The sequence below is a fragment of the Agrococcus sp. Marseille-P2731 genome, assembly GCF_900117395.1.
Taxonomy (GTDB): Bacteria; Actinomycetota; Actinomycetes; order Actinomycetales; family Microbacteriaceae; genus Agrococcus.
In genome coordinates, this window is record NZ_FPEG01000002.1 from 305,130 (window position 1) to 328,983 (window position 23,854).

24 protein-coding genes are annotated in these 23,854 nt (G+C 72.9%); 9 read left to right on the plus strand and 15 right to left on the minus strand.

The window, feature by feature from the left end; genetic code table 11:
- The first annotated feature begins 1 nt into the window (after position 1).
- Positions 2–634 (plus strand): dihydroxyacetone kinase subunit DhaL, encoded by a 633-nt coding sequence (dhaL, locus tag BQ6202_RS05350; protein WP_072313446.1) that lies wholly within the window; start codon positions 2–4, stop codon positions 632–634.
- Positions 631–1,329 (plus strand): dihydroxyacetone kinase phosphoryl donor subunit DhaM, encoded by a 699-nt coding sequence (dhaM, locus tag BQ6202_RS05355; RefSeq protein WP_072313447.1) that lies wholly within the window; start codon positions 631–633, stop codon positions 1,327–1,329. The genes dhaL and dhaM overlap by 4 nt, the downstream gene beginning before the upstream one ends.
- A 6-nt stretch (positions 1,330–1,335) precedes the next feature.
- Here the strand turns inward: dhaM and BQ6202_RS05360 are convergent, their stop codons facing one another.
- The gene (locus BQ6202_RS05360; RefSeq protein WP_072313932.1) at positions 1,336–1,632 is read right to left on the minus strand and encodes a GNAT family N-acetyltransferase; all 297 of its coding nucleotides are present in this window, start codon (positions 1,630–1,632) and stop codon (positions 1,336–1,338) included.
- Between the two features lie 78 nt (positions 1,633–1,710).
- Here BQ6202_RS05360 and BQ6202_RS05365 point away from each other — a divergent pair, with 78 nt between their 5' ends.
- Complete coding sequence (locus tag BQ6202_RS05365; protein WP_072313448.1) at positions 1,711–2,607, plus strand: LysR substrate-binding domain-containing protein; 897 nt, start codon at positions 1,711–1,713, stop codon at positions 2,605–2,607.
- 33 nt (positions 2,608–2,640) lie between these two features.
- On the opposite strand, the gene BQ6202_RS05370 is transcribed toward BQ6202_RS05365, so the two are convergent.
- Both BQ6202_RS05370 and BQ6202_RS05375 read right to left on the minus strand, forming a co-directional pair.
- Positions 2,641–3,378 carry an aspartate/glutamate racemase family protein gene (locus BQ6202_RS05370; RefSeq protein ID WP_072313449.1) on the minus strand — a complete coding sequence of 246 codons (738 nt, stop codon included), beginning with the start codon at positions 3,376–3,378 and terminating at the stop codon, positions 2,641–2,643.
- A 56-nt stretch (positions 3,379–3,434) separates the two neighbouring features.
- Positions 3,435–4,178 carry a lysoplasmalogenase family protein gene (locus tag BQ6202_RS05375; protein WP_072313450.1) on the minus strand — a complete coding sequence of 248 codons (744 nt, stop codon included), beginning with the start codon at positions 4,176–4,178 and terminating at the stop codon, positions 3,435–3,437.
- A 68-nt stretch (positions 4,179–4,246) separates the two neighbouring features.
- Here BQ6202_RS05375 and BQ6202_RS05380 point away from each other — a divergent pair, with 68 nt between their 5' ends.
- The 3 genes from BQ6202_RS05380 (at position 4,247) to BQ6202_RS05390 (ending at position 8,578) form a co-directional block, all read left to right on the plus strand.
- Positions 4,247–5,401 (plus strand): AAA family ATPase, encoded by a 1,155-nt coding sequence (locus BQ6202_RS05380; protein WP_072313451.1) that lies wholly within the window; start codon positions 4,247–4,249, stop codon positions 5,399–5,401.
- Positions 5,402–5,561: 160 nt separating this feature from the next.
- On the plus strand, positions 5,562–7,292 hold the full coding sequence (locus BQ6202_RS05385) for a thiamine pyrophosphate-binding protein (protein WP_072313933.1): 1,731 nt from the start codon (positions 5,562–5,564) through the stop codon (positions 7,290–7,292).
- Between the two features lie 74 nt (positions 7,293–7,366).
- On the plus strand, positions 7,367–8,578 hold the full coding sequence (locus BQ6202_RS05390) for a low temperature requirement protein A (RefSeq protein ID WP_072313452.1): 1,212 nt from the start codon (positions 7,367–7,369) through the stop codon (positions 8,576–8,578).
- 19 nt (positions 8,579–8,597) lie between these two features.
- Here the strand turns inward: BQ6202_RS05390 and BQ6202_RS15225 are convergent, their stop codons facing one another.
- On the minus strand, positions 8,598–10,838 hold the full coding sequence (locus BQ6202_RS15225; RefSeq protein WP_083587031.1) for a protealysin inhibitor emfourin: 2,241 nt from the start codon (positions 10,836–10,838) through the stop codon (positions 8,598–8,600).
- Between the two features lie 98 nt (positions 10,839–10,936).
- Positions 10,937–11,221, minus strand: a complete 285-nt coding sequence (locus BQ6202_RS05405) for a DUF1905 domain-containing protein (RefSeq protein ID WP_072313453.1) — start codon at positions 11,219–11,221, stop codon at positions 10,937–10,939.
- Positions 11,222–11,280: 59 nt separating this feature from the next.
- On the opposite strand from BQ6202_RS05405, the gene BQ6202_RS05410 reads away from it, so the two are divergent.
- Positions 11,281–11,925 (plus strand): DsbA family protein, encoded by a 645-nt coding sequence (locus BQ6202_RS05410; RefSeq protein WP_072313454.1) that lies wholly within the window; start codon positions 11,281–11,283, stop codon positions 11,923–11,925.
- Between the two features lie 149 nt (positions 11,926–12,074).
- Here the strand turns inward: BQ6202_RS05410 and BQ6202_RS05415 are convergent, their stop codons facing one another.
- Positions 12,075–13,613 carry an alanine/glycine:cation symporter family protein gene (locus tag BQ6202_RS05415; RefSeq protein ID WP_072313455.1) on the minus strand — a complete coding sequence of 513 codons (1,539 nt, stop codon included), beginning with the start codon at positions 13,611–13,613 and terminating at the stop codon, positions 12,075–12,077.
- Positions 13,614–13,785: 172 nt separating this feature from the next.
- Between BQ6202_RS05415 and BQ6202_RS05420 the strand changes: the two genes are divergently transcribed.
- A complete protein-coding gene (locus BQ6202_RS05420) occupies positions 13,786–14,241 on the plus strand; it encodes an ASCH domain-containing protein (protein WP_083587110.1) in 456 nt (151 codons plus the stop codon).
- Positions 14,242–14,326: 85 nt separating this feature from the next.
- Here BQ6202_RS05420 and BQ6202_RS05425 read toward each other — a convergent pair whose 3' ends face one another.
- The 8 genes from BQ6202_RS05425 to BQ6202_RS05460 form a co-directional block, all read right to left on the minus strand.
- The gene (locus BQ6202_RS05425; protein WP_072313457.1) at positions 14,327–15,994 is read right to left on the minus strand and encodes an HNH endonuclease signature motif containing protein; all 1,668 of its coding nucleotides are present in this window, start codon (positions 15,992–15,994) and stop codon (positions 14,327–14,329) included.
- Between the two features lie 328 nt (positions 15,995–16,322).
- Complete coding sequence (locus tag BQ6202_RS05430) at positions 16,323–17,120, minus strand: thioesterase family protein (protein WP_072313458.1); 798 nt, start codon at positions 17,118–17,120, stop codon at positions 16,323–16,325.
- A gap of 55 nt (positions 17,121–17,175) precedes the next feature.
- A complete protein-coding gene (locus BQ6202_RS05435; RefSeq protein WP_072313459.1) occupies positions 17,176–17,697 on the minus strand; it encodes a hypothetical protein in 522 nt (173 codons plus the stop codon).
- Between the two features lie 16 nt (positions 17,698–17,713).
- The gene (locus BQ6202_RS05440; RefSeq protein ID WP_072313460.1) at positions 17,714–18,526 is read right to left on the minus strand and encodes a nitroreductase family protein; all 813 of its coding nucleotides are present in this window, start codon (positions 18,524–18,526) and stop codon (positions 17,714–17,716) included.
- 7 nt (positions 18,527–18,533) lie between these two features.
- Complete coding sequence (locus BQ6202_RS05445; RefSeq protein WP_072313461.1) at positions 18,534–18,860, minus strand: hypothetical protein; 327 nt, start codon at positions 18,858–18,860, stop codon at positions 18,534–18,536.
- Between the two features lie 177 nt (positions 18,861–19,037).
- A complete protein-coding gene (locus BQ6202_RS05450; RefSeq protein ID WP_143143650.1) occupies positions 19,038–20,444 on the minus strand; it encodes a serine/threonine-protein kinase in 1,407 nt (468 codons plus the stop codon).
- Positions 20,445–20,588: 144 nt separating this feature from the next.
- Entirely contained in the window at positions 20,589–21,107 is a 519-nt protein-coding gene (locus BQ6202_RS05455) for a metallophosphoesterase family protein (RefSeq protein WP_072313463.1), read from the minus strand.
- Between the two features lie 10 nt (positions 21,108–21,117).
- Positions 21,118–21,966 carry an SDR family NAD(P)-dependent oxidoreductase gene (locus BQ6202_RS05460; protein WP_072313464.1) on the minus strand — a complete coding sequence of 283 codons (849 nt, stop codon included), beginning with the start codon at positions 21,964–21,966 and terminating at the stop codon, positions 21,118–21,120.
- Positions 21,967–22,015: 49 nt separating this feature from the next.
- Between BQ6202_RS05460 and BQ6202_RS05465 the strand changes: the two genes are divergently transcribed.
- Positions 22,016–23,344, plus strand: a complete 1,329-nt coding sequence (locus BQ6202_RS05465; RefSeq protein ID WP_083587034.1) for an alpha-amylase family glycosyl hydrolase — start codon at positions 22,016–22,018, stop codon at positions 23,342–23,344.
- Here the strand turns inward: BQ6202_RS05465 and BQ6202_RS05470 are convergent.
- Complete coding sequence (locus tag BQ6202_RS05470) at positions 23,334–23,840, minus strand: cupredoxin domain-containing protein (RefSeq protein WP_072313465.1); 507 nt, start codon at positions 23,838–23,840, stop codon at positions 23,334–23,336. The genes BQ6202_RS05465 and BQ6202_RS05470 overlap by 11 nt on opposite strands.
- Positions 23,841–23,854: the final 14 nt, after the last annotated feature.

Below are 23,854 nucleotides of genomic sequence, written 5' to 3' on the forward strand. Positions count from 1 at the left end.
GGTGGCGGGCGAGAGCGGTCTCGACGGCGCATGGACGCGGCGCTGGATCGAGACGATCGCCGCCCGCGTCGCCGAGCGCAAGGCTGAGCTGACCTCGCTCGACCGCGCCATCGGCGACGCCGACCACGGCGAGAACCTCGACCGCGGCTTCCAGGCCGTGCTCGGCAAGCTCGACACCCTCGACGCCGGGGCCACCCCCGGCGCGGTGCTGAAGCTCGTCGCCACGACGCTCATCTCCACCGTCGGCGGGGCGGCCGGCCCCCTCTACGGCACCGCCTTCCTCAAGGGCGCGATGGCGGCGGGCGATCGCCAGAGCCTCGACGCTGCCGGCCTGGTGGAGGTGCTCGGCGCCGCCCGCGACGGGATCGTCGCGCGCGGGAAGGCCGAGCTGCAGGACAAGACGATGGTGGATGCCTGGACACCGGCCGTCGACGCGGCCTCCGCGGCCGGTGACGACGTGCGCGCAGCGCTCGAGGCGGCGGCGACGGCCGCGGCCGAGGGAGCAGTCGCGACCGAGCCGCTCGTCGCCCACAAGGGCCGCGCCTCCTACCTCGGCGAGCGCGCGATCGGCCACCGCGACCCCGGGGCGGAGTCGACGGCGCTCATGCTGCGCGCCGCTGCGGACACGCAGTGACGGTCGGCCTGCTGATCGTCTCGCACTCCGTGAAGATCGCGGAGGGCGTCGTCGAGCTCGCCGCGCAGATGGCGCCGTCGGTCGCGCTCGTCGCCGCGGGCGGCACCGACGACGGCGGCATCGGCACGAGCTTCGACGCGGTGCAGGCCGGGCTCCTCGAGGCCGAATCGGGCGACGGGGTGGTGGTGCTGTGCGACCTCGGCTCCGCCGTGCTGACGACGGAGACCGCGCTCGACTTCGCCGACGATCCTGAGCGCATCCGCATCGCCGATGCACCGATCGTCGAAGGCGCCGTCGCTGCCGCGGTCGCGGCGGAGTCCGGCGCCGACCTCGCGGCCGTCGTCGCCGCGGCGGAGGACCAGGGGACGGTCGCGGCGGCACCGGATGCGCTCGCTCGCGGCGCAGAAGACGCCTCGGCATCGGCGGCGCAGGAGCGCGCCTCGACCGAGATCGTGCTGCAGAACCAGCACGGCCTGCACGCGCGCCCCGCTGCCGAGCTCGTGCGCACGGCGAGCGGCTTCGACGCGAGCGTCACGGTCAACGGCGTCGACGCGACGAGCATGCTGCGCGTGCTGGCGCTCGGCCTCGACGCGGGCTCCATCGCGCGCTTCGAGGCGACGGGTCGAGAGGCGACGGCCGCGATCGCCGCCATCGAGGCGCTCGCTGCGGGCGACTTCGGCGACGCGCCGGGCTAGCTCGCGCTAGCGCTCTGCGACGTGCGCGGCGAACTCGTCGGCCTCCGCGCGCGCGACCACGAACGAGCAGATCGGGCGGATGCGCCTGCCCTCGGCGATCGTGGACCGCAGCGCGTCGTCGACGAGCTGCGAGCCGACGCCGCGGCCGCCGAAGCCGGGGTCGACCTCGGTGTGGGTGAAGGAGCGGATGCCGTCGCCGTCGACGTAGTCCGCGAAGCCGGCGAGCGCGCCGTCGATGCGCGCTTCGTAGCGGGATGCCTCGGGGTTGTGCACGATCTCGATCGCGCTCTGCTCGTCGCTCATGCGCCCACCGTACCGGCCCGTGCGCGCAGGGCGGCAGGTCAGCGCCGCGGCCGAGCCGGAGTGCGGCATGCTTGAACCATGCAGCTCGACCCGCGACGCATCCTGATCTTCCGCACCGTCGCGCGCGAAGGCTCCGTCTCGGGCGGAGCGCGTGCGCTCGGCTGGACGCAGCCTGCGGTGAGCCAGCACATCCGGCTGCTCGAGGACGAGGTGGGGCAGGCCCTGCTGCTGCGCTCCTCGACCGGCGTCACCCTCACCGAGGCGGGCGAGCGGCTGCTGCGCCACGCCGACGGCGTCGCAGGCCTGCTCGCCTCCGCCGAGGCCGAGCTCCTCTCGCTCGCCGAGGGCGCCGGCAGCGTCACGATCGCGGCCTTCCCGTCGGCGCTGGCCGACTTCGTGCCCCGGTCGATCGCCGCTGCCCGGCTCGCGGTGCCGCGCTTGACGGCGCGCGTGATCGAGCTCGAGCCGCCCGAGGCGATCGAGGCGGTGCTCGCCGGCGATGCCGACGTCGCGGTGGTCTTCGAGTACGACGAGCTGCACGACGACGTGCAGCTCGCGCGCATCGAGCTGGGCTTCGACGCGACATCCGTCGTGCTGCCCGCCGACCACGAGCTCGCGCGGGGAGGGGCGGTCGACATCGCGGCCCTCGCCGGCGCCGACTGGGTGGGCGGCTGCACGCGCTGCCGCTCGCACCTCGAGTCGCTCGCGGCCGACGCGGGCTTCGCGCCCACGATCCAGTTCGAGACCGACGACTTCGTCGCCGCGCAGTCGTTCGTCGCCGCGACCGGCTCGGTCACGCTGCTGCCGTCGATGGCGCTGCGGGTCCTCACTCGCGACGACGTGGTGGTCGCGCCGCTCGCCGACCGCTCGGGGCGCACGGTCTCGCTCCGGTACCGGCACGGCGCCGAGCGGGTGCCCGCCGTCAGCACCGTCATCGAGGCGATGCGCACGCGCTGGGAGCAGACCGCTCGCTGACCTGGCGTCGTCGCCGGCGGAGGCGAGGCTGCCTCAGCGCCCCGCTGCGGTCTCCCGAGGCGCGAGAGCGTCGGCCGCGATGTCGCCGAGCGCGATCCGCGAGAGGGCACCGGCGTGCGCCTGGCAGGAGTCGAGCAGCGGCACCTCGGCGTCGGCCTCGGTCACCAGCAGCATGATCTCGGTGCACGCGAGCACGATCGCCTCTGCGCCCTCGGCCACGAGCGCGGCGAAGGCCTCCCGGTAGACCGCCCGCGACGCATCCGTCACCACGCCCCGGGTGAGCTCGTCGAAGATGATGCGATCGAGCTCGACCTGCGCGGGCGCCGGCGGCACGATGGCGACGATGCCGTGCGCCCGCAGCCGCTCGGCGTAGAACGCCTCGGACATCACCCACTGGGTGCCCACGATGCCGAGCGTGCGCGCGCCGACCCGGCCCGCGGCATCCGCGACGGCATCGCCGATGTGCACGAGCGGCACGCGGATGCGCGACTCGACCTCGGGGGCGACCTTGTGCATGAGGTTCGTCGCGATGGCGATCGAGGATGCGCCGGCGCGCTCGAGCGTGGCCGCCTCATGGGCGAGCAGCTCGCCGGCCGCGGCCCAGTCCTCGCGCAGCTGGCAGTCGCGGATCTCGGCGAAGTCCAGGCTCGAGAGCAGGATGCGCGCTGAGGCATGGCCGCCGCGCTCCGCCGCGACGCGCTCGTTGATGGCGCGGTAGTACTCGATCGTGGAGTGCCAGCTCATGCCGCCGAGGATGCCGAGGGTCTGCATGGCTTCGATCTCACCAGGCAGCAGGCCAGAAGTCCAGCCTGTGTCCCTGATGATTGCTAGTCGGTGCGGTAATACCCTGATGGCACGCGCGCAGCGGTCGATGCTCGACGCGACGGCACTGCGGCATGTAGCCCGAGCCGCTGCTGCAGGCTGACCGCCAGCAGCATCTGCGCGCCGAGATAGGGGATGAGCACGGCGAAGGTGCGCAACGGGTCGGGGATGTCGAGGACGAACAGCCCGAGGCCCAGCACGAGATCGCTGACGAGGAAGAGCAGGCCGCCGAGCAGGCCTGGCGTGTCGATGGCGGCGAAGGCCGCCATGGCCGCCAGCACGAGGGCGTAGAGCAGCACGGGCACGGCGAGGGCACCGGCGTTCGCGGCGGTGATGCCGCCCGCGATCACGGCGATGACCGCATAGCCGATCGCCGCGGGGCCGAAGGCGAGCGAGCGCCTGCGCGTCGGCCAGAGTGCCGCGAGGTAGGCGATGTGCCCGAGCAGGAAGGCCGCGAGCAGGACGATGGTGACGCCCGTCGACGCGCCGAGGCCGTCGCCGAGCCAGCACAGCAGCACGGCGAGCACGTGCCAGACGCCCGCCGCGTGGCGCAGGGCACCGAGCCGCACGAGGGCGATGGCGATGGGCGGCAGCATCGCCCACATCAGCACGACGCGCGCGGTGTCGAGGAGCTGGGCGTCGCCGATCTCGAGCCCGATCAGCACTGCGGCCAGCAGGTTCAGCAGGAGCCCGGCGCCCGCGATCGCGAACCCGAGCCGCAGCGCGCGAGGCATCGGGGTCGAGGGCATGCCCCCATCGTTCCACGGCTCACCGCTGCTTGGGCGGTGCTTGCCCACGGCAGTGGCAGAGTGGGCGCGTGCACGACAACCCGTTCCGGCCCGGCTTCGGCATCTCGCCTCCCATGCTCGCCGGCCGCGACGCGCTGCTCGACGAGTGGCGTGAGGTCTTCGGCCTCGGCGCGTGGTCGCCCTATCGCGCCGCGCTCGTGACGGGCATGCGCGGCGTCGGCAAGACCGTGCTGCTCAACGCGGTCGAGGATGCCGCGCTCGCCCGCGACTGGACGGTCGTGCACGGCACGCTGCACGCGGGCCTCATCGACGGCCTCGAGCACGACCGGCTGCCCGCCATGCTGCAGGAGCAGGATCCCCAGGCGCGCACCCGTGAGGTGACGGGGCTCACCGTGCCGCAGGTCGGCGGGCTGCGCACCGAGGTGAAGGAGCGCTACGAGCGCGAGCCACGGCTCGAGAGCATGCTCGCCCGGCTCGTGGAGCTCGGCGAGGAGCGCGGCGCCGGCGTGCTCGTCTCGCTCGACGAGGTCGCGAAGGAGTCGCTCGACCAGCTGCGCCGCATCGCGATCGCCGTGCAGCACCTGATGCGCGAGGATCGTCGTATCGCCATCGTCGCGGCAGGGGTGCCCGCCTCGATCGCGGCAGCCCTCGACGCCGACGGGCTCACCTTCTTCCGTCGTGCGCAGCAGGTGCGGCTCGACACCCTCACGCTGAGCGAGACGCGCGCCGCGCTGGCCGAGCCGGTGCGCACGCGCGGTCGCGCGATCGGTGAGCAGGCGCTCGAGCGCGCGGCGCGCGCGAGCCAGGGCTACCCCTACCTCGTGCAGTCGATCGGCGCGCGCGCCTGGGAGTACACGCCCTCGACGGAGGAGATCACGACGGATGCGGTGCAGCACGCCGTCGAGGTCGCCCACGCGGCGATGGGGGAGAGCGTGATCGTGCCGGCGCTGCGCGGGCTCTCGAGCCGCGATCGGGACTACCTGCTCGCCATGGCGGAGGACGACGGACCTGCCTCGACGGCCGAGGTCGGCGAGCGGATGGGTGCCTCGCCCGGCACCGCGGGGCGGCAGCGCGCGCGGCTGCTGGACGCGGGCATCATCGTCGCGCCGGCGCGCGGGTCGGTCGACTTCGCCATCCCGCTCATGCGCGAGCACCTGCGCGCGCATCCGCACGATGCCCAGCTCGGTCTGCCGACGGCGGCGCGCGACACCTTCCGCGCCTGACCGATCGTTCGGTATCCTCACGAGGTCAGGCGCTCACGCGCCGGTCTCGACAAATGGGACCACGCGCAGTCGCGCGCGATACACATGGACCCCATCGACGAGGTTCCGTGCCGTGTCGCCGAGCGCGCCGCCGGGCCTCCTGCCCCTCTGGAGCGCACCCATGCCTGACGCAACCCCTGCCGCAACCCCTGCCGCCTCGACGCTGCCCGACGCATCCGTCACGATCTCTGCCGCGATCGCCGCCGAGCTCGAGCAGCACGCGACGCACGTGTTCGGCCTGATGGGCAACGGCAACGCCTGGTTCCTCGACGCGGTGGTGCGACGCGGCGCCATGCAGCTGATCACCGTGCGCCACGAGACCGCGACCGTCGCCGCCGCCGACGCCTTCTACCGCGCGAGCGGCCGGCTCGCCGTCGCCACCACGACCTACGGGCCGGGCTACACGAACGCGCTCACGTCGCTCGCCGAGGCCGCACAGGCGCGGATCCCGCTCGTGCTCGTCGTCGGCGATCAGCCCACCGGCGGCCCGCGCCCCTGGGACGTCGACCAGGCCGCCGTCGCGACCGCGGTCGGCGCCGCCACCATCGTGGTCGGCCGCGGTGACGCCCGCGCTGCTGCGCGACGCGCTGCCGAGATGGCGCTCGTGGAGCGGCGGCCGGTGGTGCTCGCCATCCCCTACGACATCGGCCACGCGGCGCTCGAGGGCGACGGCGAGCGCGCCGACGCGCTGCCGTCCGCCGACGCCGCGTTCGTCTCGCTCGACGGCGAGCAGCTCGCGCAGGTCGCCGAGGTGCTCGCCGCCGCGGAGCGGCCGCTCGTGCTGGCCGGCCGCGGCGCGCACGTCGCGGGGGCGGCGGATGCGCTGCGCACGCTCGCGGCACGGCTCGGGGCGCGCACGGCCTCGAGCGCGCTCGGCAGCGGCATCTTCGAGCCTGGAACGCGACACCTCGGCATCTGCGGCGGCTTCGCCTCGGAGCGCGCCGCGGTGGCGATCGAGCTGGCGGATGTCGTGCTGGTGGTCGGTGCGGGGCTCAACCAGTTCCAGCTGCGCTTCGGCGATGCCTTCGCGCCCGGGGCTCGCGTGCTGCAGGTCGATGTGGTCGAGGCTCCGACGAGCCCGCGGGTCGACGAGCTGGTGCGCGGGGACGCGCGGCTCGTGACCGAGGCGCTGCTGGCGCTGCTCGACGCGGAGGACGGCGACGGAGCGGGTGCCGACGCCCGCTGGGACGCGGCCGGCTTCGGCGACGTCTCCGGCATCCACCTCGAGCGCGAGCCCGGCGACGTCGCCGCTCCCGACGGCCGGCTCGACCCGCGCAGCCTCTTCCACGCGCTGGAGCGCATCCTGCCTGCCGACCGCGTGATCGTGCAGGACGGCGGCCACTTCATCGGCTGGGCGCCGACGCACCTGTCCGTCCCCGACCCCTCTCGACTGCTCATGGTCGGCACCGCGTTCCAGACGATCGGCCTCGGCTTCCCGAGCGCCGTCGGCGCTGCGGCCGCGCGCCCGGAGTCGACGCTCGTGCTCGTCAGCGGCGACGGCGGTGCACTCATGGGGCTCGCCGACCTCGACAGCGTCATCCGCACCGCGAGGCGTGCCGTGGTCGTGATCGTGAACGACGCCGCCTACGGCGCCGAGGTGCACCAGTACGCGGTGCGCGGCGTCGCGGAGGCGCCGATGCTCATCGACCAGGTCGACTTCGCTGCGCTGGGCCGCGGGCTGGGTGCCGACGCCGCGGTGATCGAGACGCTCGACGACCTCGAGCAGCTGCGGTCTTGGCTCGCGGCCGGGTCCGACGGTGTGTTCGTCGCGGACTGCCGCGTGAGCCAGCAGGTCGTCGCGCCCTACATCGTCGAGATCCGCGAGGCGGCGATGCGCGCGTCCCGCGGCTAGCAGGAGCCGTCGGCGCGAGTACACTCCTGCACGCCCGTGCACCGCAGCCGGGCACCGCTGCAGAAGGGACCGCCATGTCCGTCCTCGCGTCCACCCGCCGCCTGGTGCCGATGCTCGGAAGGGACCCGCACGAGCCCGGCCGCGCTGCCACTCCGCTCGAGCTGCTGTTCGACCTCGCCTTCGTCGCCGCGTTCGGCATCGCGGGCGGCCTCGCTGCGCACGCGTTCGCGGCCGGGCACGTCGGTGCTGCGCTGAGCGGCTTCGCCTTCGCCGTCTTCGCGATCACCTGGGCGTGGATCAACTTCACCTGGTTCGCGTCGGCGTTCGACACGGACGACTGGTGGTACCGCCTCACCACGATGCTGCAGATGACGGGCGTCGTGGTGCTCGCGCTCGGGCTCTCGGATGTCTTCCACTCCCTGGAGGAGGGCCACTACCTCGACAACAGGGTGATGGTCGCCGGGTACGTCGTGATGCGCGTCGCGATGCTCGTGCAGTGGGTGCGCCTCGCGCTCCAGAACCCGCAGCTGCGGCGCACCGCGCTCACCTACGCCGGCTGCATCCTCCTCGCTCAGCTCGGTTGGGTCGCCCTCGCCATCGCCCACCTGGAGCTGCTCCCGACAGCACTCCACGCCGGTGCGCTCTACGCGGTCGAGCTGGGCGGCCCGCTCGTCGCCGAGCGCGGGACGCCCACGCCGTGGCATCCGCACCACATCGCCGAGCGCTACGGGCTGCTGGCGATCATCACGCTCGGCGAGGGCGTGCTCGGCACGATCGCCGCCGTGCAGCCCGTCATCGAGCGACAGGGCTGGTCGGTCGACGCGATCGTGATCGTGGGCGCCGGCACCGTGCTGACCTTCGGCATGTGGTGGCTCTACTTCGCGGCGCCCTTCGGCGAGATGCTCCACCGTCGGCCGCGCTCGACGTTCCTCTTCGGCTACGGCCACATGCTCGTGTTCGGGGCGATCGCAGCAGTGGGCGCGGGCCTGCACGTCGCCGCCTACGTGATCGAGGGTGAGTCCGCGGTCGGCTACACCGGGGCCGTCGCCGTCACCGCAGTGCCGGTCGCCGTGTTCCTGATCATCCACTTCGCGATCGCTGCGGCGCTGTCGGGCGGGGTGCGTCCGCTGGACGCGGTGCTGCTGGTCGCTGCGCTCGCCGTCCTGGCGCTCGGGGTCGCTGTGGTGGCGGGCGGTGCGGCGTTCATCGTCGGCATCCTGGTGATCACCGCGGCCCCGTGGCTGGTCGTGCTCGGCACCGAGACCCTCGGCCGCTCGCGGGCGTGAGGTGGCGAGGCTCGGGGCTTCAGGAGGCGGCCGGCTCGTCTCCCAGCTCGAGCAGCCGACGGAAGAGCGCCAGCACCTCCTCGGGCAGCAGGGGCTCGGCGACCGTCACGTCGCACTTCGTCTCCACCGTCACCCGCCACAGCGGGGCGTCGGGCAGCGTCTGCTCCTCGAGCTCCTCGAGCACTCCGGAGGCGACGAGCGTGTCGAGCTGATCGCGATCCCCGCCGGGGATCACCTGAAGCTCGAGCACGGCAGCGCGCGTGCGACCGAGCATCCCGCCCGTGCGGGCGAGCCGCACCTCGTCGTCGACCACCGCATCCGGCGTCGTCTCGCTCTCGGTCACGCCGACCGCGGCCCATGCCGTGCGCACCGCCCCTGTCTCGGCCGCGTCGTCACCGAAGCGGGCCACGGAGGCGTCGATGGTCGCCGCAGCGAAGGTCGCGAAGTCGGCGGTGGAGGAGAGACCGCTCGTCAGCGCGTCCATCCAGATGAGCCCGGGAGCCTCCCAGGCCCGGCCGCCGATCGCGGTCGCGGCCAGGTGGAACGCCTTGTTGGGGATGCCGGAGTTGATGTGCACGCCGCCCAGGTCGTCACGGGTGACGACGAAGTCGCGCATGTGCGCCGGCTGCGGATCCTTGCCGAGCGCCGGATCGTCGTAGGCGGTGCCGGGCGCTGCCATCGAGCGCAGCGCGACGCCCTGCACCCGGTCGGTGAAGACGCCGGATCCGATCAACCAGTCGGCCTCGTCGACGCTCTGCCCGAGCGCGTGCTGCTTGACCAGCGAGCCGAGCACGTCGGCGATGGACTCGTTGAGCGCCCCCGGCTGGTCGCGGTAGACGAGGTCGGCGGTCGACGAGATGACGCCGTGCCCGAGCTCGTGGCCGATGACGTCGATCGCTCGCGTGAACCCGGCGAAGATCTCGCCGTCGCCATCGCCGAACACCATGCGCGTGCCGTCCCAGAAGGCGTTCGCGTACTGCCTGCCGTAGTGCACGGTCGCCAGCAGCGCCATGCCCTCGCCATCGAGCGAGTCGCGGCCGAACGCCTCCATGAGCATCGCCCACGAGGCGCCGAGCCCCTCGTAGGCCTCGTCGGCTGCCGCGTCGCCCGTCGCCTCGTCGCCCTCGGAGCGCACCGCCGTGCCCGGCAGGGTCGTCGAGCCCGCGGCGTCGCTGATGACGCGGTGCGGTGTCGGCCGCTCGCCAGGGACGCGCGCCGGGGCATCCGGCAGCAGCCCCGGGTGCGGGCGCGGGTGGGCTTCGCGCTCGATGCGGATGTCGCGGTCGAGCCCGAGGGTGCGCTCTGCCACGATCGACGCGGTCGAGAGGTGGGCCCCGGCGAGATGCTCGAGCAGGTAGGGCGGCACGATGCCGTGGCGCACAGGGCCAGCCTCTTCCTGCGCCGAGACCTGCGGTGCCGACGCTCGAGGCGCGGGCTCGCGCCACCGCGCTGAGCGCTCCAGTGCCGCCGCCACGCGCGGAGCGACGACGCTCGACCAGAGGTCGTAGCCGGCCGCCGAGGGGTGGAAGCCGTCGGCAGCGTGCTGCCGCGGCTCGACGATCGCGGGCGTCGGCAGGTGGAGCACGCGCGCGTCGGCCGCAGCGATCTGCTGCTGCTCGTCGTCGAGCGTGCGGGCATGCCCGCCGATGAGCGAGCGGATGGGCTGCGGCAGCCACACGAACGTGTCGATCTGCGGGGTGCCGGTGATGCCGATGACGCCGCCGGGGGAGAGGTGCTCGCCCAGCCCGGCGACGAGGCGCCGGATCGTCGTGCCGAACGCCCCGCGGCCGACGAGCTGCAGCGCGTCGTTCGCGCCCACCAGCAGCAGGATCGCATCCCACTCGCCGTCGACCTCCGGGAGGTGGCGCTCCAGCACCTGCGCCGCCGTCGATCCCTCGAGGCCGACGATGCGCCACTGGACGGGCCGGGAGAAGTGCCGCGCGAGTCGCGCCGCCGACTGCAGCACGAGGCCGTCCTCCAGGCGCTCGGCGCCGACGCCCGTGGCCGTCGAGTCGCCGATGGCGAGCAGGCGCAGCGGCGGCCGCTCGGACTCGCCCGCGCCACTCGCGGGCAGCACGGTGCCGTGGCGCTGGCCCTTGGGCTCGGGGAGCCACACGAGATCGCGCTGCAGCTGCTTGCCCTGCCGCAGCAGCACGGGGGCGAGCGCGATGGCGGCGGGCTTCGCGAGCCGATGCACGAGGCGCTCCGTGGTCTTCGATGCATCTGCCGCGATGGCGCCGATGCGTGCCGCGAACTCCATGACGCTCCCTCCGCCGCGATGCTCGCCACCGCAGGCGCCGCTGATCGTACTCGGCACCTCTGACGTGCGCGCTCAGCGACCGCGGCGCATCCGTCCCGTCATCCCAAGCGCATCCGCACGCTCAGCTCGTCGCCGACGCCGACGCCCTCGGCGCGCTGGACCGCGACCTTGATCGGCAGGAGGTAGGCGCCGGCGCGCGGGAAGAGCGAGGTCGTGAAGTCGGTGTCGCCGATCGACGCGGCGACCGGGATCACGCCCCAGCCGTAGGAGAGCTCTGCGGCGGCCTCCCGGATCATCTCGGACTCGTCGGGCGGCACCGGCAGGAAGACGAAGGGGGCAGGGCCGCGCCACTCGATTGCGACGGCGGTGAACTCGAGCTCCACGAGGCCGAGGCTACCCGTGCCCGGTGGGGTGCGCCGCGGCGCCTCGATAGCCTGGAGGCATGTCGAAGAACGCAGCCGTCAGCATCGCAGCCGTCGTCGGAGCCTTCGTGCTCATCATCGCCGTGGCGCTGCTGGTGGTGCGACCGTGGGAGAGCTCAGGCTCGCAGACCACCGAGGTCGAGCTGATCGAGGAGAGCACCCACGTGCTCAACGACGCGGGTGAGGGTGCGCCCGAGCTCGTCGAGTTCTTCGACTACGAGTGCCCGACCTGCGGGCAGTTCCACCCGGTCATCGAGGATCTTCGCGAGCGCTACGAGGGTCAGGTGACTTTCGCCGTCCGCTACTTCCCGCTGTCGAGCCACCCGAACGCGGTGCCGGCTGCGGCGGCCGCAGAGGCCGCGGCGCAGCAGGGCGAGTTCGAGGCGATGCACGCGCGCATCCTCGAGACGCAGTCCGAGTGGGCAGGCACGGGCGACGCGGCTGCGCTGTTCCGCTCCTTCGCTGAGGAGCTCGACCTCGATCTGACGGCCTACGACGAGGCCGTCACTGCGGAGGCGACGGCAGACCGCATCGCGCTCGACTTCGAAGCCGGCGTCGCCGCGGGTGTCACCCAGACCCCGACCTTCTTCCTCGACGGGCAGCGGCTCGAGCTGCAGGACTTCGCCGACGTCGAAGCAGCGATCGTCGAGGCGCTCGAGCAGTAGGTGCTCCGCCCGCACCGCTCGGCGGGCGGTCGATCGAGGAGCGACGGGCGAGGGGCCGCTGGCGACTCGACGGGGAGAGGAGCCGCCAGCGGCGATGGCGCCTGGCGTATGCGGGTACGACCAGGGGCCTCCACCACCATAACGGTGTCCTAGAACGACGTCGAGGGGGAGGAGTCCCCTCGTGTCGTGTCGGCCCGCAGCTTCGACAGGTCCATGCGCGAGGTGCCGATGCGATCGCCGGCCTTCCAGTCTGCCCAGCCCGGCTGATCGGCCATGAAGGCCTCGATCTCGTCCCTCGTCGCCTCGAGCTTGGCATCGTGTCGCAGGTAATGCCGCGTCTCGCGCGCCACGAGCCCGGACAGGATGAGCAGTCCGATCAGGTTGGGGAGGGCCATGAGGCCGTTCGCGATGTCGGAGAACTTCCAGACGGTGTCGAGCGAGATCGTGCAGCCCACGAAGACGACGAGCGCGAACACGATGCGGAACGGCATCACCAGCCGGCGGCCGAAGAGGCGCTCGACGTTGCGCTCGCCGTAGTAGGACCACCCGAGGATCGTCGAGAACGCGAACATGATGAGGCCGATGGTGACGACCCAGTGGCCCCACTCGCCCGGCAGTCCGTTCGAGAATGCCTGCCCCGTCATGAGCGCAGCGCTGAGCTGCTCACCGGTCGCGGTGTCGATGTCGTCCCAGACGCCGGTCACGATGATGGTGAGGCCCGTGATGCTGACGACGATGAGCGTGTCGATGAACGTCTGCGTCATCGATACGAGCCCCTGCCGCACGGGGTGGGTGGTCTTCGCGGCGGCGGCGGCGATCGCTGCCGAGCCGAGCCCCGACTCGTTGGAGAAGAGCCCGCGAGCAACGCCCATCTGCACGGCGATGATCAGCACCGAGCCGGCGAATCCGCCCACCGCGGCCGTGCCGCTGAAGGCCTGCCCGAAGATCTGCGCCAAGGCGGCCGGGAGCTGGCCCACGTTGGCCGCCAAGATGTAGAGGCCTGCGAGCACGTAGAAGACGATCATCACCGGGACGAAGCCGGCGGTGACCTTGCCGATCGACTTGATGCCGCCCACCAGCACGACGAGCGTCAGCACCGTGAGGATCGCGCCGGTCAGCCAGGTCGGCACGCCCCAGCTGTGCTCGACGTTCGAGGCGATCGAGTTGCCCTGCGTCATGTTGCCGATGCCGAAGCACGCGACGACGGTGAAGATCGTGAACGCCAGGGCGAGCACCTTGCCGAGCGGACCCTTGATGCCGCGCTGCAGGTAGATCTGCGGGCCGCCCGACTTCTCGCCCACCTCGTCGGTCGTGCGGAAGCGCACCGCCAGGTAGGACTCGGTGTACTTCGAGGCCATCCCGACGAGCCCCGTGACCCACATCCAGAACAGCGCGCCAGGGCCGCCGATCGCGAGGGCGGTCGCGACGCCGACGATGTTGCCGGTGCCGACGGTCGCGGCGAGCGCGGTCGTGAGCGCCTGGAACTGCGAGATGTCGCCCTCGGCGCCCTGGTCCTTGTCCTTGCCGAGCCCGAGCCGCAGGCCGGCGGCGAGCTTGACGAACTGCAGGCCACCCAGCCTGATGGTCAGGTACAGGCCGGTGCCGACGAGCAGCGGTATCAGCAGGAACGGCCCCCAGATGACGCCGCTGATGGCGTCGAGGATGTCGTTGAGGGGCGTCAGGTCCATGGGCACTCCGGTCGTCTGCGGCGTCGGCGCACGCCGCGTCGCGGCAGGACGCGGGCGCGATGTCAGACCTTACCGGCGTGGCACGATGGCGGGTGTGCACGACGCCTCTGCTGACATCCGCCCGCTGACCCCACGGCCCGCAGCCGATCCCGACAGGACCGCTGCGTCTGCCATGTGGCAGGCGTATGCGGCCGCGCACCCCGAGGCGGTTCGTGCGGCGGCAGAGCACACGGTGGAGCGCTTCGGCGACTCGGAGCGCCTGGCTGACGAGCTGCTCGAGATCGTGCTCAGCGGGCGAAAGCGAGCGACCTCGTCACTCGTGGCCGACTTCATCGCCGATGGCGAGCAGCTGCCTCGCATCGGCTCGCACTGGATCGCCTGCGACGGGCACGGCACGCCGCGGATCGTCATGCGCAGTACCGAGCTGCGCATCGGCACGTTCGACAGCGTCGAGCCGGCATTCGCGGCAGATGAGGGCGAGGATGACGGCTCGGTGGACTCCTGGAAGCGCGAGCACCGTCGCTACTGGCAGCGCACGACTGCCGCTCGCGGGGAGACCTGGTCGGAGACGGACGAGATCGTGTTCGAGCGCTTCGCGGTCGTCTGGCCGCCTGAGCACGCCGACTGACCGAGCACGCCGACTGACCGAGCACGCCGACTGAGCGAGCGCGCCGACTGACCGAGCACGCCTCTCGGCAGTGCGAGGGCGGGTGTCAGAAGGGCAGGGTCACTGGTGGTGCGTTGGCGAGGTTGGGTTCGGCCGCCGTGGGTGTGCCCCAGGGGGTGTCGTCGTGGCTGGTGTTGGTGAAGCGTGGTCCTTGGGGTTGGGGTTCGTCGTGGAGGGTGGTGCCGAGGGGGCTGGTCCATTCGAGGATGCCGTCTTCGAGCTGTTGGACGGTCCAGCGGGTGGCGTGCTTCATGGTGTGGTGGCGGCGGCAGAGGCTGGCGAGGTTGGACAGGGTGGTGGGGCCGCCGTCGGCCCAGTCTTGGGTGTGGTCGAGGTCGGTGCTGCTGACGCGGTTGCTGCAGCCGGGCCAGCGGCAGTGGCCGTCGCGGCGGCGCAGCCAGCGCCGCATGGCGCGGCTGGGGCGGTAGGTGTCGACGGTGACGGGTACGCCGGTGACGGGGTCGAGGAAGAGCCGTTCCCAGGTGATCGTGTCGGCGGCGAGGGAGCGGACGGTGGCGGTGTCGACGAGGATGTCGCCCTCGAGCATCGCCGGGAACCGCAGCCCCGGCGCAGCATCACCGCCGCGGCCGTCGGTGCCGTTGCCGGTGCCGTCGGCGCCGTCGTTGCCGTCGTGGCGGTCGGCGTCGTCGTGGAGGAGGGCGGTGGCGGGGATGGTGACGATGATCGTCGCGGCGATGCCGTTGACGCCGGCGAGGTCCTGCGGGGTGTGGCCGGTGAGGAGGAGCTCGAGGTAGGCGTCGGCGCGGAACTGTTCGAAGCTGCGCGGGTCGTCCTTCGCCTTGCCGCGGGCGGCGTCCGTCAGCCGTGCGAACGCGGCCGCGCCGAGCGCCGCGGGCACGCGTGCGCAGAGATCGACCATGCCGTCTCCCGCGTCGTGCAGCGATACCGCCCGCTGCTGACTCGCGGTCTCGTACCGCTGCTGCAGCGGCGCCGTCAGGACACGGTCGACGATGCGGCGTGCGCGGGAGCGCAGCTGCCCGGGCGTGGTCGTCTCGGCGACCGCGACGAGCTCCTGCTCGACCAGCGCCCGCTGCTCGGGCTCGACCGCAGCGTCGAGGCGGAGCGCTTCGGTCGCGGTCACGATCGCGCGCAGGTGGCTGGCCGTGATGCGGCCCGCGCGGTGCGCGTCGTGCGCCAGCGGCAGCTCAGTGACCGTCTGCCACGCGTCGGTCATGCGCCGCTCGATCGCACGATCCGACAGGTGCAGCTCCACCGCCAGCACCGAGGCCGCCTCGCGCAGGTTCGTCTCGAACGAGCCCGGCTCGGCCAGCAGTCGCGCGAACCGGTCCGCGAGCAGCTCACGCTTGGCCGCCTCCAGCCGCGCCGCCTGCACCTCCAGCGCCCGCACCCGGCCCACATACGCTGCCTCCGCACGCAGCCGCGCCGTCCGCTCCGACTCGACCGGGCCCGGCAGCTGCGGCACCGCCATCCGGCCCGTCACGACCGCATCCAGCTCGACATCCGACAGCGCCAGCAGCCGCGCCGTCCACTCCCGGTCGTACGCGTCGAGCGAGCCCTGCAGCTCATCCGCCGACTGCCCGTACGGGTCGACCGCCCCGGCGCGGACGGCGGCGATGTAGGCGTCGGCGTCGATGGCGGCGGGCCAGTCAGCGCCGCCCGAAGCGGCATCGAAACCGCCAGCATCGACGCCCTCAGGGTCGGCGCTCCGGGAGTCGAAGCCATCGTCGCTCATGGGTGCATCACACCACGCACCACTGACATCGGAGGCGGGCGATCGAGAGGCGGGAACAAGCCGCGGACCGGGTCTCGAGACGCGTGCGGCTGCGCCGCGCGCTCCTCGACCAACGAGGGCCGGGCGACGGGCGAACCGGTTGCGGGGTCTCGTGACGCGTGCGGCTGCGCCGCGCGCTCCTCGACCAACGGGCATGACGCGTGCGGCTGCGCCGCGCGCTCCTCGACCAGCGCGCATGACGCGTGCGGCTGCGCCGCGCGCTCCTCGACCAGCGCGCATGACGCGTGCGGCTGCGCCGCGCGCTCCTCGACCAGCGGGAGCAGGGGGATCAGGCGGGTCGCACCGTCAAGGTCTGCGAGGCTCGGCCGACGTGGCCGCGCTCGTCGTGCAGCTCGGTGCACGTGATGCCCTGACCGCTCGGCCCGAACACGACCGTCGTGTCGAAGCCGACCCATTCGCCCTCGGGCTGCCGGTGCAGGTGGATCGTCAGGTCGAGGTTCGGGAACATCCACTGGTCGGGCCGCTCGCGCACGGCGATGCCGTTCGCCCCGTCGATGAGGCCGATCCATCGGGCGATCGGCGCGACCCGCTCGCCCGTGACCAGCGGGTGCCCGGTGCGCTGCCACGCCTGGTTGCGGCCGGGCGTGCCCTCGCCCGTCTCCCGCAGCTCGACCGATCGCACGTAGCCGCCGCCCCATCCCTTGGCGAAGTCCGCCGCTCGCAGACCCTCGGGCGCGGGTAGCGGCGCAGCCGCGCCGCCCTGGACTGCAGTGGTGTCGATCGCGACGCTGTGCCAGGCGCGGGCGACCGCGACATCGCGACCGGCGATGGATGCGGTGGCCTCCGTGAGCTCGATCGTGCGGCCGGGGCGGCGGGTCTCGACCCGCACCTCCGTCTCGTCGAGCGCCAGGAAGCCCAGGATGTCGAAGGTCATGCGCGTCAGCAGCAGGGGAGCGCCGCCCGCCGCGGCGCGATGCTGCTCGACCGCGTGCGTCAGCAGCCCGCCGAGGGGCGCGAAGTGCATCTCACCCGGCTGCCAGGCGCCGCTCGCCTGCTCCGTCGGCCGGTAGCGGCCGCCGCCCAGCGCGACGAAGTAGGGGGAGGGTGCAGCGGCATCGGCAGACATGCCTCCGATCCTGCCAGCACTGTGGCGCAGCGCAGCGCAGTGCCTGCGCCGCCGCCTACGTCCCCTGCGGCGGATGCAGCAGCAGCTCGGCGAGGTCGGCCAGGTAGCGCTCGAGCTCGACGGGTGCATCCCGGCCCCAGCGCACCCACGCGCGTCCGCCGTGCACGATCAGCGGCCCGGGCCCGGCGACGAGCGTCTCGTCGAGCGCGATCGGCGTGATGCCGTGGTTCACGGTCTCGCCCATCGGGAACCCGCCCTGGATCGCCGCCGCCCGGTACGCCCGCCGGATCTCGACGGACGCGGTGTGGTGCTGCGGTCGGCCGGGCTCTGCCACGCGCGTCGAGATGCCCGTCGCCCAGATCGAGCCCTCCGCGGTCAGCAGCAGTGCACCGAGCCGCCACGCGCGGCCCAGTGGGCGCATCGTCGGCCTGCGCGGCACGACGCCGAGCACCGGCTTCGGCTCCTCGTAGCGCGCGAGCGCCTCATCGCGGGCACCGGCCTCCGCGAGCGTCGCCGCGGTCGACCGCAGCAGGGCGCTCGCCCGCTCGATCGCCGCGTCGTCCTCCGCTGCGGTCATCCCCAGCCTCCCCGCGTCAGTGCGCGTGCGGCGGCGGCACGTCGTCCCAGCCCTGCTGCGGCGTCTGGCACGTGTCGCGGAACAGGATCTGCGAGGGCCGCTTGCGCTCGGAGCTCGACCAGTCGATGCGCGGACGGCGCCGATCCTCCGGCACGTAGCCGATGCGGTACACCGCCATCAGCTCGAGGTCGTCGGGCACCTTGAACAGCTCGATGAGCCGCTCCCACTGGCCGGGCACCTCCATCGGGAACGAGACGAACTGGATGCCGAGGCCGAGCTCGACCGTCGTCAGCCACACGTTCTCCATCGCGGCGCCCATGCTGAACAGCGAGTAGAATGAGGAGAGCTCGCCCGGGCGGTGCTCCTCGCGGTCGAGCATGACCGCCAGCAGCAGGGGAGCGCCGGCGACGAGCTTGCGGTTCTCCTCGCCGAGCGTCTGCGGAACGCGCAGCGCGTTCATCATCTTCTGGCCGCGCGGCGTCATCGCCTGGCTCGTGAACGGGCGCAGCGGCGCCGGCAACCGGTCGAAGAGCATGCCGTCGCGGCGCTCGTCCATCTCCTGCTGCGAGAAGCGGAAGTAGCGCTTGTACCGCTCGAAGAAGGTGCCGTTCGACATCGCCTCGGTCATGCTGGCACCGCTGATCGCGGCGACCTGCTCGATCTTCGCCCGGTCCTCCGTGATCACGAAGCGCCACGGCTGGCTGTTCAGCTGCGAGGGGGCCCTGCCCGCCAGCTCGATGAGCAGGCGCTGGTGCTCCTCCTTGACGGGATCGGGGAGGAACGGGCCGTTCGTCGTGCGGCGGCGGCGAATTGCGTCGATGAGCTCCATCGGGTTCCTATCTGGTCCTGCGGATGATGGCGGCAGCGAGCCAAGGCGCTGCGGCGAGGGCGATGACGGGGTGTCGCCGCGACCGCGTCGAGACGCGCGGGAGGATGGCGAGCGGCACGAGGGCGACGGCGGCGCAGGCAGCCCGGATGCGGTCGGTGCGCAGGCTCGTCACGACCGTGCCGGCGGTGAGGGTGACGGCGGCGATGTAGCCGACGTGGTGGATCCAGCGGTTGCGGCGGTTGCGCCAGAGCCCGGTCGCCAGCCCCACGCCGAGGAGCGCGGTGGTGCCGTAGACGGCGCCGGCGGTCGTCGCGAGCGAGCGAGAGAGGTGCACGTCGTGCCGCGTGCTCAGCGCTCGCCTCGGCTGCGGTCGCGCACGTCGGTCGGTGCGGCGGCGAGCACGATGCGAGGAGCGGCGTCCATGCTCTGATCCTAGGGTCGCGATCCTGCGGCGCAGGTGTGCAAGTGGGACGGCGATCATCGCCTGGATCTCGCTCGCCCGCGCGTCGGCTCAACCGTTGCCGTTGCCGTTGCCGTTCCCATTGCCCGAGCTGCCATTGCCGTTCCCGGAGTTCCCGTTCCCCGAGCCATTGCCGTTGCCGTTCCCCGAGTTGCCGTTCCCGTTCCCGTTCCCGTTGCCCGAGCTGCCGTTCCCATTGCCCTGGCTCGGCGCCGCGGGCTCCTGCCCGCCCTCCTCGATCACCGCGGGCAGCGGCGCGGGCTGAGCGGGCGGTGTCGTCGCCGACTCCGCGGGCTCCTCGTCAGGCTCGGTCGTCTGCACCGGCGGATCGCTCACGACCGGGGTCTCTGCGACGCTCGGGGGATCGCTCGTCACGGGCGCCGCGAGCTGCTGGAGCCCGAGCACCGCAGTTGTCACGAGCAGCGCGAGCCCGGCGGCGATGCTGCCCACGAGCACCCAGCCTCGTCGCGCGCGCCGGCGGCCCACCGCCGGTTCGTCGAGGACGAGGTCCGCGGTGGTCGTGGCGTCGCGGACGAGCGGCGCGGTGGCGCCGGCGTCACCGACGAGCGGCGCCGTCGCCCCGGCATCCCGCCCGTCGGCGAGGGGGAGCGCTGCCGCGCCCCCGGCGTCCGCCAGGAGCTCGAGGAGCTCGGGAGCCGAGGGGCGCGCCTCGGGATCGCGAGCCGTCATCGCGGCCAGCAGCGACTTCCAGCGGTAGCCGATGGCACCGGGGACGACGGGGTCGCGCGACTGCCGCGCGGTGAGCGACTCCATGAGCGGGCCGGGGTACTCGCGTCGGCCGGTGATCGACTCGAGCAGCACGAGACCGAGCGAGTAGACGTCGGAGGCCGGCCCCACGCGCGCGCCCGTCGCCTGCTCCGGGCTCAGGTAGGCGGCGGTGCCGAGCACCGTCCCCGTCGCTGTGAGCCGAGTGCCGTCGACGAGCGTCGCGATGCCGAAGTCGGCGAGCTTCGCGTCGAACTCCCGCCCCGGCACGGGCGTCGGAGCGAGCAGCACGTTGGCGGGCTTGATGTCGCGGTGCACGACGCCGGCCGCGTGCACCACGACGAGCGCCTCGGCCAGATCACGGGCCATGGTCGCGATGTCGTTCGGGGCGATCGCGCCGAGCGCCGCGCGGGTGCCGAGCGTCGGGCCGTCGACGAGCTCCATCGCGAGATAGGTGAAGGAGACTCCATCGGCAGCGGCACTCCCCGCGTCGAAGAGCGTCACGAGCGCCCGGTGGCTCAGTCCCGCGAGCACGTCGATCTCGGCCTGCACGCGCTGCCGCTCCGTGGGATCGGCGGAGCCGTGGACGAGCGCCTTGATCGCGACGTCGCGGCCGAGGACGACATCGGTGCCGCGATGCACGAAGGACATCCCGCCCGTCCCGAGCAGCGGCCCGATGCGGTAGCGCTCCGCGAGCATCCGGCCGGGGGCAAGCGGATCCGCTCCGTGCACGACTGCCTCCCGCTGCTCCGACTCGATCGCCGTTGTCCCCCAAGAGACTACCGCCGGGTCCCGGCGTCGGCCCGCCCGAGGCCGGCGTCGGCCCGACCGGGGTCGGCGTCGGCCCGACCGGGGTCGGCGTCGGCCCGACCGGGGTCAGCGCGGCGTCGGGACGAGCACCACGTCACGGAGCGCCCCGGCGTCGACGACCGCGGTCATCACGGTGCCGACGGGCTGACGCCTGCGATCGGTGGGGGAGCCGGGGTTCAGCAGGCGCAGCCCCGACTCGGTCGTCGTGTCCCAGGGGATGTGCGAGTGGCCGAACACGAGCACGTCTGACGGCGTCTCGGCTTCGCGCCCGAAGCGGGCGTCGCAGCGGCGCTCGCGCCCTGTGGCGCTGCCGGTCTCGTGGATCACGGCGAAGCGCACGCCCTCGAGCTCGACCCTCGCGATCTCGCCGAGCCGCGACCAGAGCTCTGGCCCGTCGTTGTTGCCCGCGACGCCGATCAGGCGCCGGGCCCGGTCGCTCAGCTCGTCGAGCAGCGCGGCATCCACCCAGTCGCCGGCGTGGATCACCACGTCGGCCTCGTCGACGAGTCGCCAGACCTGCTCCTGCAGCGCCTTCGCGCGCAGTGGCAGGTGCGTGTCGCTGAGCAGCAGCAGTCGAGTCGCCACGAGAGCGGCCTCAGCCGAGCCAGGGGGCGACGAGCGCCTCGCTGCGCTCCCACAGCAGGTCCACGAGCCCGTCCGCGTGCACGAGCGGATTCGTCTCCTCGGCCGTCGCGAGCCTCGTCTGCGAGTAGAAGGCGCCGGGCTGCCAGGTCGTGCCCGGCGCGCCGTCGGCGAAGAACGTCAGGTTCGCGCCGCCTCGCTCCGGGCTCATGAGCATCAGGCGGGCCAGCGGCGTCCGGTAGACCAGCCGCAGGACGCTCGAGGAACCGGTCGCGAAGCCGGTCCGGACGTTGCCGGGATCGAAGGAGACCGGTCGGATGCCCGCCTCGCCGTAGCGCGAGAGCAGCCCGCGCGCGTGCCAGATGTTCGCGAGCTTCGCGGTGCCGTAGGCGCGGGCGGGGGTGTACCCGCGCGTCGCGGTCAAGTCGTCGAGGTCGGGGCGCGCGAGCAGGCGCGCGGCCGAGCTCGCCGTGTTCACGACGATGCCTGCACCGGCTTCTAGCGGCTCGAGCAGGAGCTGGGTCAGCAGGAAGGGTGCGAGGTGGTTCACCTGGAACGTCAGCTCGTTGCCGTCGGTGGTGATCCTGCGCGGGCCGAAGACGCCGCCCGCGTTGTTGGCCAGCACATCGATGCGGTCGGTGGCGCCGCGCAGCGCCGTGGCGAGCGCGGCGACCTCGTCGAGCCTCGCGAAGTCCGCCGTCCAGTGCTCGGCGCCCAGCGAACGCGCGACGGCGGCGGTCTTCTCCGGTGATCTGCCGACGAGCAGCACTCGGTGCCCGCGGTCGACCAGCTGGCGCGCGGCGGCGGCACCGATCCCGTCGGATGCGCCCGTGAGCACGATCGTGCGGCTGCCAGTGTCCATGGCTCCAGCATGACAGGGCGCGTTGATCTCGGCCGGGCAGGATGGGTGCATGTCGGATGCGCGGAACGATGGCCAGCACTGGAGCTTCAGCACGATGTGGTGGCACGTCTACCCCCTCGGCTTCACCGGTGCGCCGATCCGCGACCACGAGCATCCGACCGAGGTCGCGCATCGCCTCCCGCACCTGGAGGCGTGGCTGGACCACGTCATCGGGCTCGGCCTCAACGGCATCGCGCTCGGCCCGGTGTTCGCCAGCAGCACCCACGGCTACGACACCGTCGACCACTTCCGCATCGATCCGCGGCTCGGCGACGACGGCGACTTCGACCGGCTGATCGCCGCCGCCCACGATCGGGGCATCCGAGTGCTGCTCGACGGCGTCTTCAACCACGTCGGTCGTGAGCACCCGGCCTTCCTCGCTGCGCAGGCCGACGCGAGCGCGCCGGAGGCCGCCCTCTTCCGTCGTGATGCATCCGGCGAGGTGCAGGTCTTCGAGGGTCACGGCGCCCTCGTCGAGCTCGACCACGACTCGCCCGCGGTCGAGCAGCTCGTCGTCGACGTCTGCAGCCACTGGCTCGATCGCGGCGCCGACGGCTGGCGGCTCGACGCCGCCTACGCCGTGCCGAGCGGCTTCTGGTCGAGGGTGCTGCCGCGCGTGCGCGAGCGGCACCCTGATGCCTGGTTCCTCGGCGAGGTGATCCACGGCGACTACGCCGGCATCGTCCGGGAGTCGACGATCGACTCGCTCACGCAGTACGAGCTGTGGCAGGGCATCTGGCACGGCATCGCCGACCGCAACCTGTTCGAGCTCGAGCACGCCATCGAGCGGGGCAACGCGCTGCTCGGCGACTTCGTGCCCGCGACCTTCGTCGGCAACCACGACGTGACGCGCATCGCCTCGGCGATCGACCCGGCGCTGGTGCCGCACGCGCTCGCGGTGCTGTTCGCCGTCGCCGGCACGCCTGCCATCTACGCCGGCGACGAGTACGGCTGGCAGGCGGTCAAGGAGGAGCGCCTGGGCGGCGACGACGCGATCCGGCCCGAGTTCCCCGCCGCGCCGCCGCGGCCGGAGGAGCTGGACGCATCCGCTCGCCGCTCGCTCGACGTGCACCGCGAGCTGCTGGCGCTGCGACGCCGCAACCCGTGGCTGACGACGGCGCGCACCGATGTCGTGCACGTGGCGAACCTGGCGCTCGTGCTGCGCACCGCGACGGGCGAGGCCGGGCTCGTGACGGCGCTGAACCTCGACGACGCCCCCGTCACGGTGCCTGCGGCGGATGCGTCGACGGTCGTCGCCGGGGAGGGCGAGCTGGGCGATGGTCGCCTGGCGCTGCCCGCGCGCGGCTGGGCTGTGCTCGAGGTGCGGCTCAGCCGGTGACCTCGACCTGGCCCGACATCGAGCCGGGGTGGGGGTCGCAGACGAAGCTGTAGGTGCCTGCCACGAGCGTGATCTCGACCGTCGAGTCGTCCGTGCCCGCCACCTCCGTCGCCACGTCGACGTCGCCCGGGCCGCTGAAGCGGAAGTTGTGCAGCTGCGAGCGGTCGTCGAAGGTCAGCGTGTAGTCGCCCGCTGGAAGGGTCGTGACGGGCGCTCCGTCTGCGTCGAGGAGCTGGATCTCATAGGCCTCGGGGTCCTCGGCCGTACCGACCATGCCCGTGAGCGCGGTGGCGGCGGGGGCAGCTGCGTCGTCCGATTCCGAGTCGGTGCTGGGCTCTGAGGACTCGTCGGCCGGCTGCGAGTCCGGGCTGCCGGAGGCCGCGGGCTCGCTCGCTGCTGGCGCGCTGTCAGCAGGGCCTTCGCTAGCGGCGCAGCCCGTCAGGGCGAGCGCGGCGACGACGAGGAGCGCCGAGATCGTGGTGCGAGTGCTGGGCATGGCTGCCTCCTGTG

What these genes read in the sequence shown, in the direction of transcription:
- BQ6202_RS05360 (WP_072313932.1), bottom strand. Translation starts at nt 1,632, where the DNA reads ATGAGCGACGAGCAGAGCGCGATCGAGATCGTGCACAACCCCGAGGCA.
- BQ6202_RS05365 (WP_072313448.1), top strand. Translation starts at nt 1,711, where the DNA reads ATGCAGCTCGACCCGCGACGCATCCTGATCTTCCGCACCGTCGCGCGC.
- BQ6202_RS05370 (WP_072313449.1), bottom strand. Translation starts at nt 3,378, where the DNA reads ATGCAGACCCTCGGCATCCTCGGCGGCATGAGCTGGCACTCCACGATC.
- BQ6202_RS05375 (WP_072313450.1), bottom strand. Translation starts at nt 4,178, where the DNA reads ATGCCCTCGACCCCGATGCCTCGCGCGCTGCGGCTCGGGTTCGCGATC.
- BQ6202_RS05385 (WP_072313933.1), top strand. Translation starts at nt 5,562, where the DNA reads ATGCCTGACGCAACCCCTGCCGCAACCCCTGCCGCCTCGACGCTGCCC.
- BQ6202_RS05390 (WP_072313452.1), top strand. Translation starts at nt 7,367, where the DNA reads ATGTCCGTCCTCGCGTCCACCCGCCGCCTGGTGCCGATGCTCGGAAGG.
- BQ6202_RS15225 (WP_083587031.1), bottom strand. Translation starts at nt 10,838, where the DNA reads ATGGAGTTCGCGGCACGCATCGGCGCCATCGCGGCAGATGCATCGAAG.
- BQ6202_RS05410 (WP_072313454.1), top strand. Translation starts at nt 11,281, where the DNA reads ATGTCGAAGAACGCAGCCGTCAGCATCGCAGCCGTCGTCGGAGCCTTC.
- BQ6202_RS05415 (WP_072313455.1), bottom strand. Translation starts at nt 13,613, where the DNA reads ATGGACCTGACGCCCCTCAACGACATCCTCGACGCCATCAGCGGCGTC.
- BQ6202_RS05420 (WP_083587110.1), top strand. Translation starts at nt 13,786, where the DNA reads ATGTGGCAGGCGTATGCGGCCGCGCACCCCGAGGCGGTTCGTGCGGCG.
- BQ6202_RS05425 (WP_072313457.1), bottom strand. Translation starts at nt 15,994, where the DNA reads ATGAGCGACGATGGCTTCGACTCCCGGAGCGCCGACCCTGAGGGCGTC.
- BQ6202_RS05430 (WP_072313458.1), bottom strand. Translation starts at nt 17,120, where the DNA reads ATGTCTGCCGATGCCGCTGCACCCTCCCCCTACTTCGTCGCGCTGGGC.
- BQ6202_RS05435 (WP_072313459.1), bottom strand. Translation starts at nt 17,697, where the DNA reads ATGACCGCAGCGGAGGACGACGCGGCGATCGAGCGGGCGAGCGCCCTG.
- BQ6202_RS05440 (WP_072313460.1), bottom strand. Translation starts at nt 18,526, where the DNA reads ATGGAGCTCATCGACGCAATTCGCCGCCGCCGCACGACGAACGGCCCG.
- BQ6202_RS05460 (WP_072313464.1), bottom strand. Translation starts at nt 21,966, where the DNA reads ATGGACACTGGCAGCCGCACGATCGTGCTCACGGGCGCATCCGACGGG.
- BQ6202_RS05465 (WP_083587034.1), top strand. Translation starts at nt 22,016, where the DNA reads ATGTCGGATGCGCGGAACGATGGCCAGCACTGGAGCTTCAGCACGATG.
- BQ6202_RS05470 (WP_072313465.1), bottom strand. Translation starts at nt 23,840, where the DNA reads ATGCCCAGCACTCGCACCACGATCTCGGCGCTCCTCGTCGTCGCCGCG.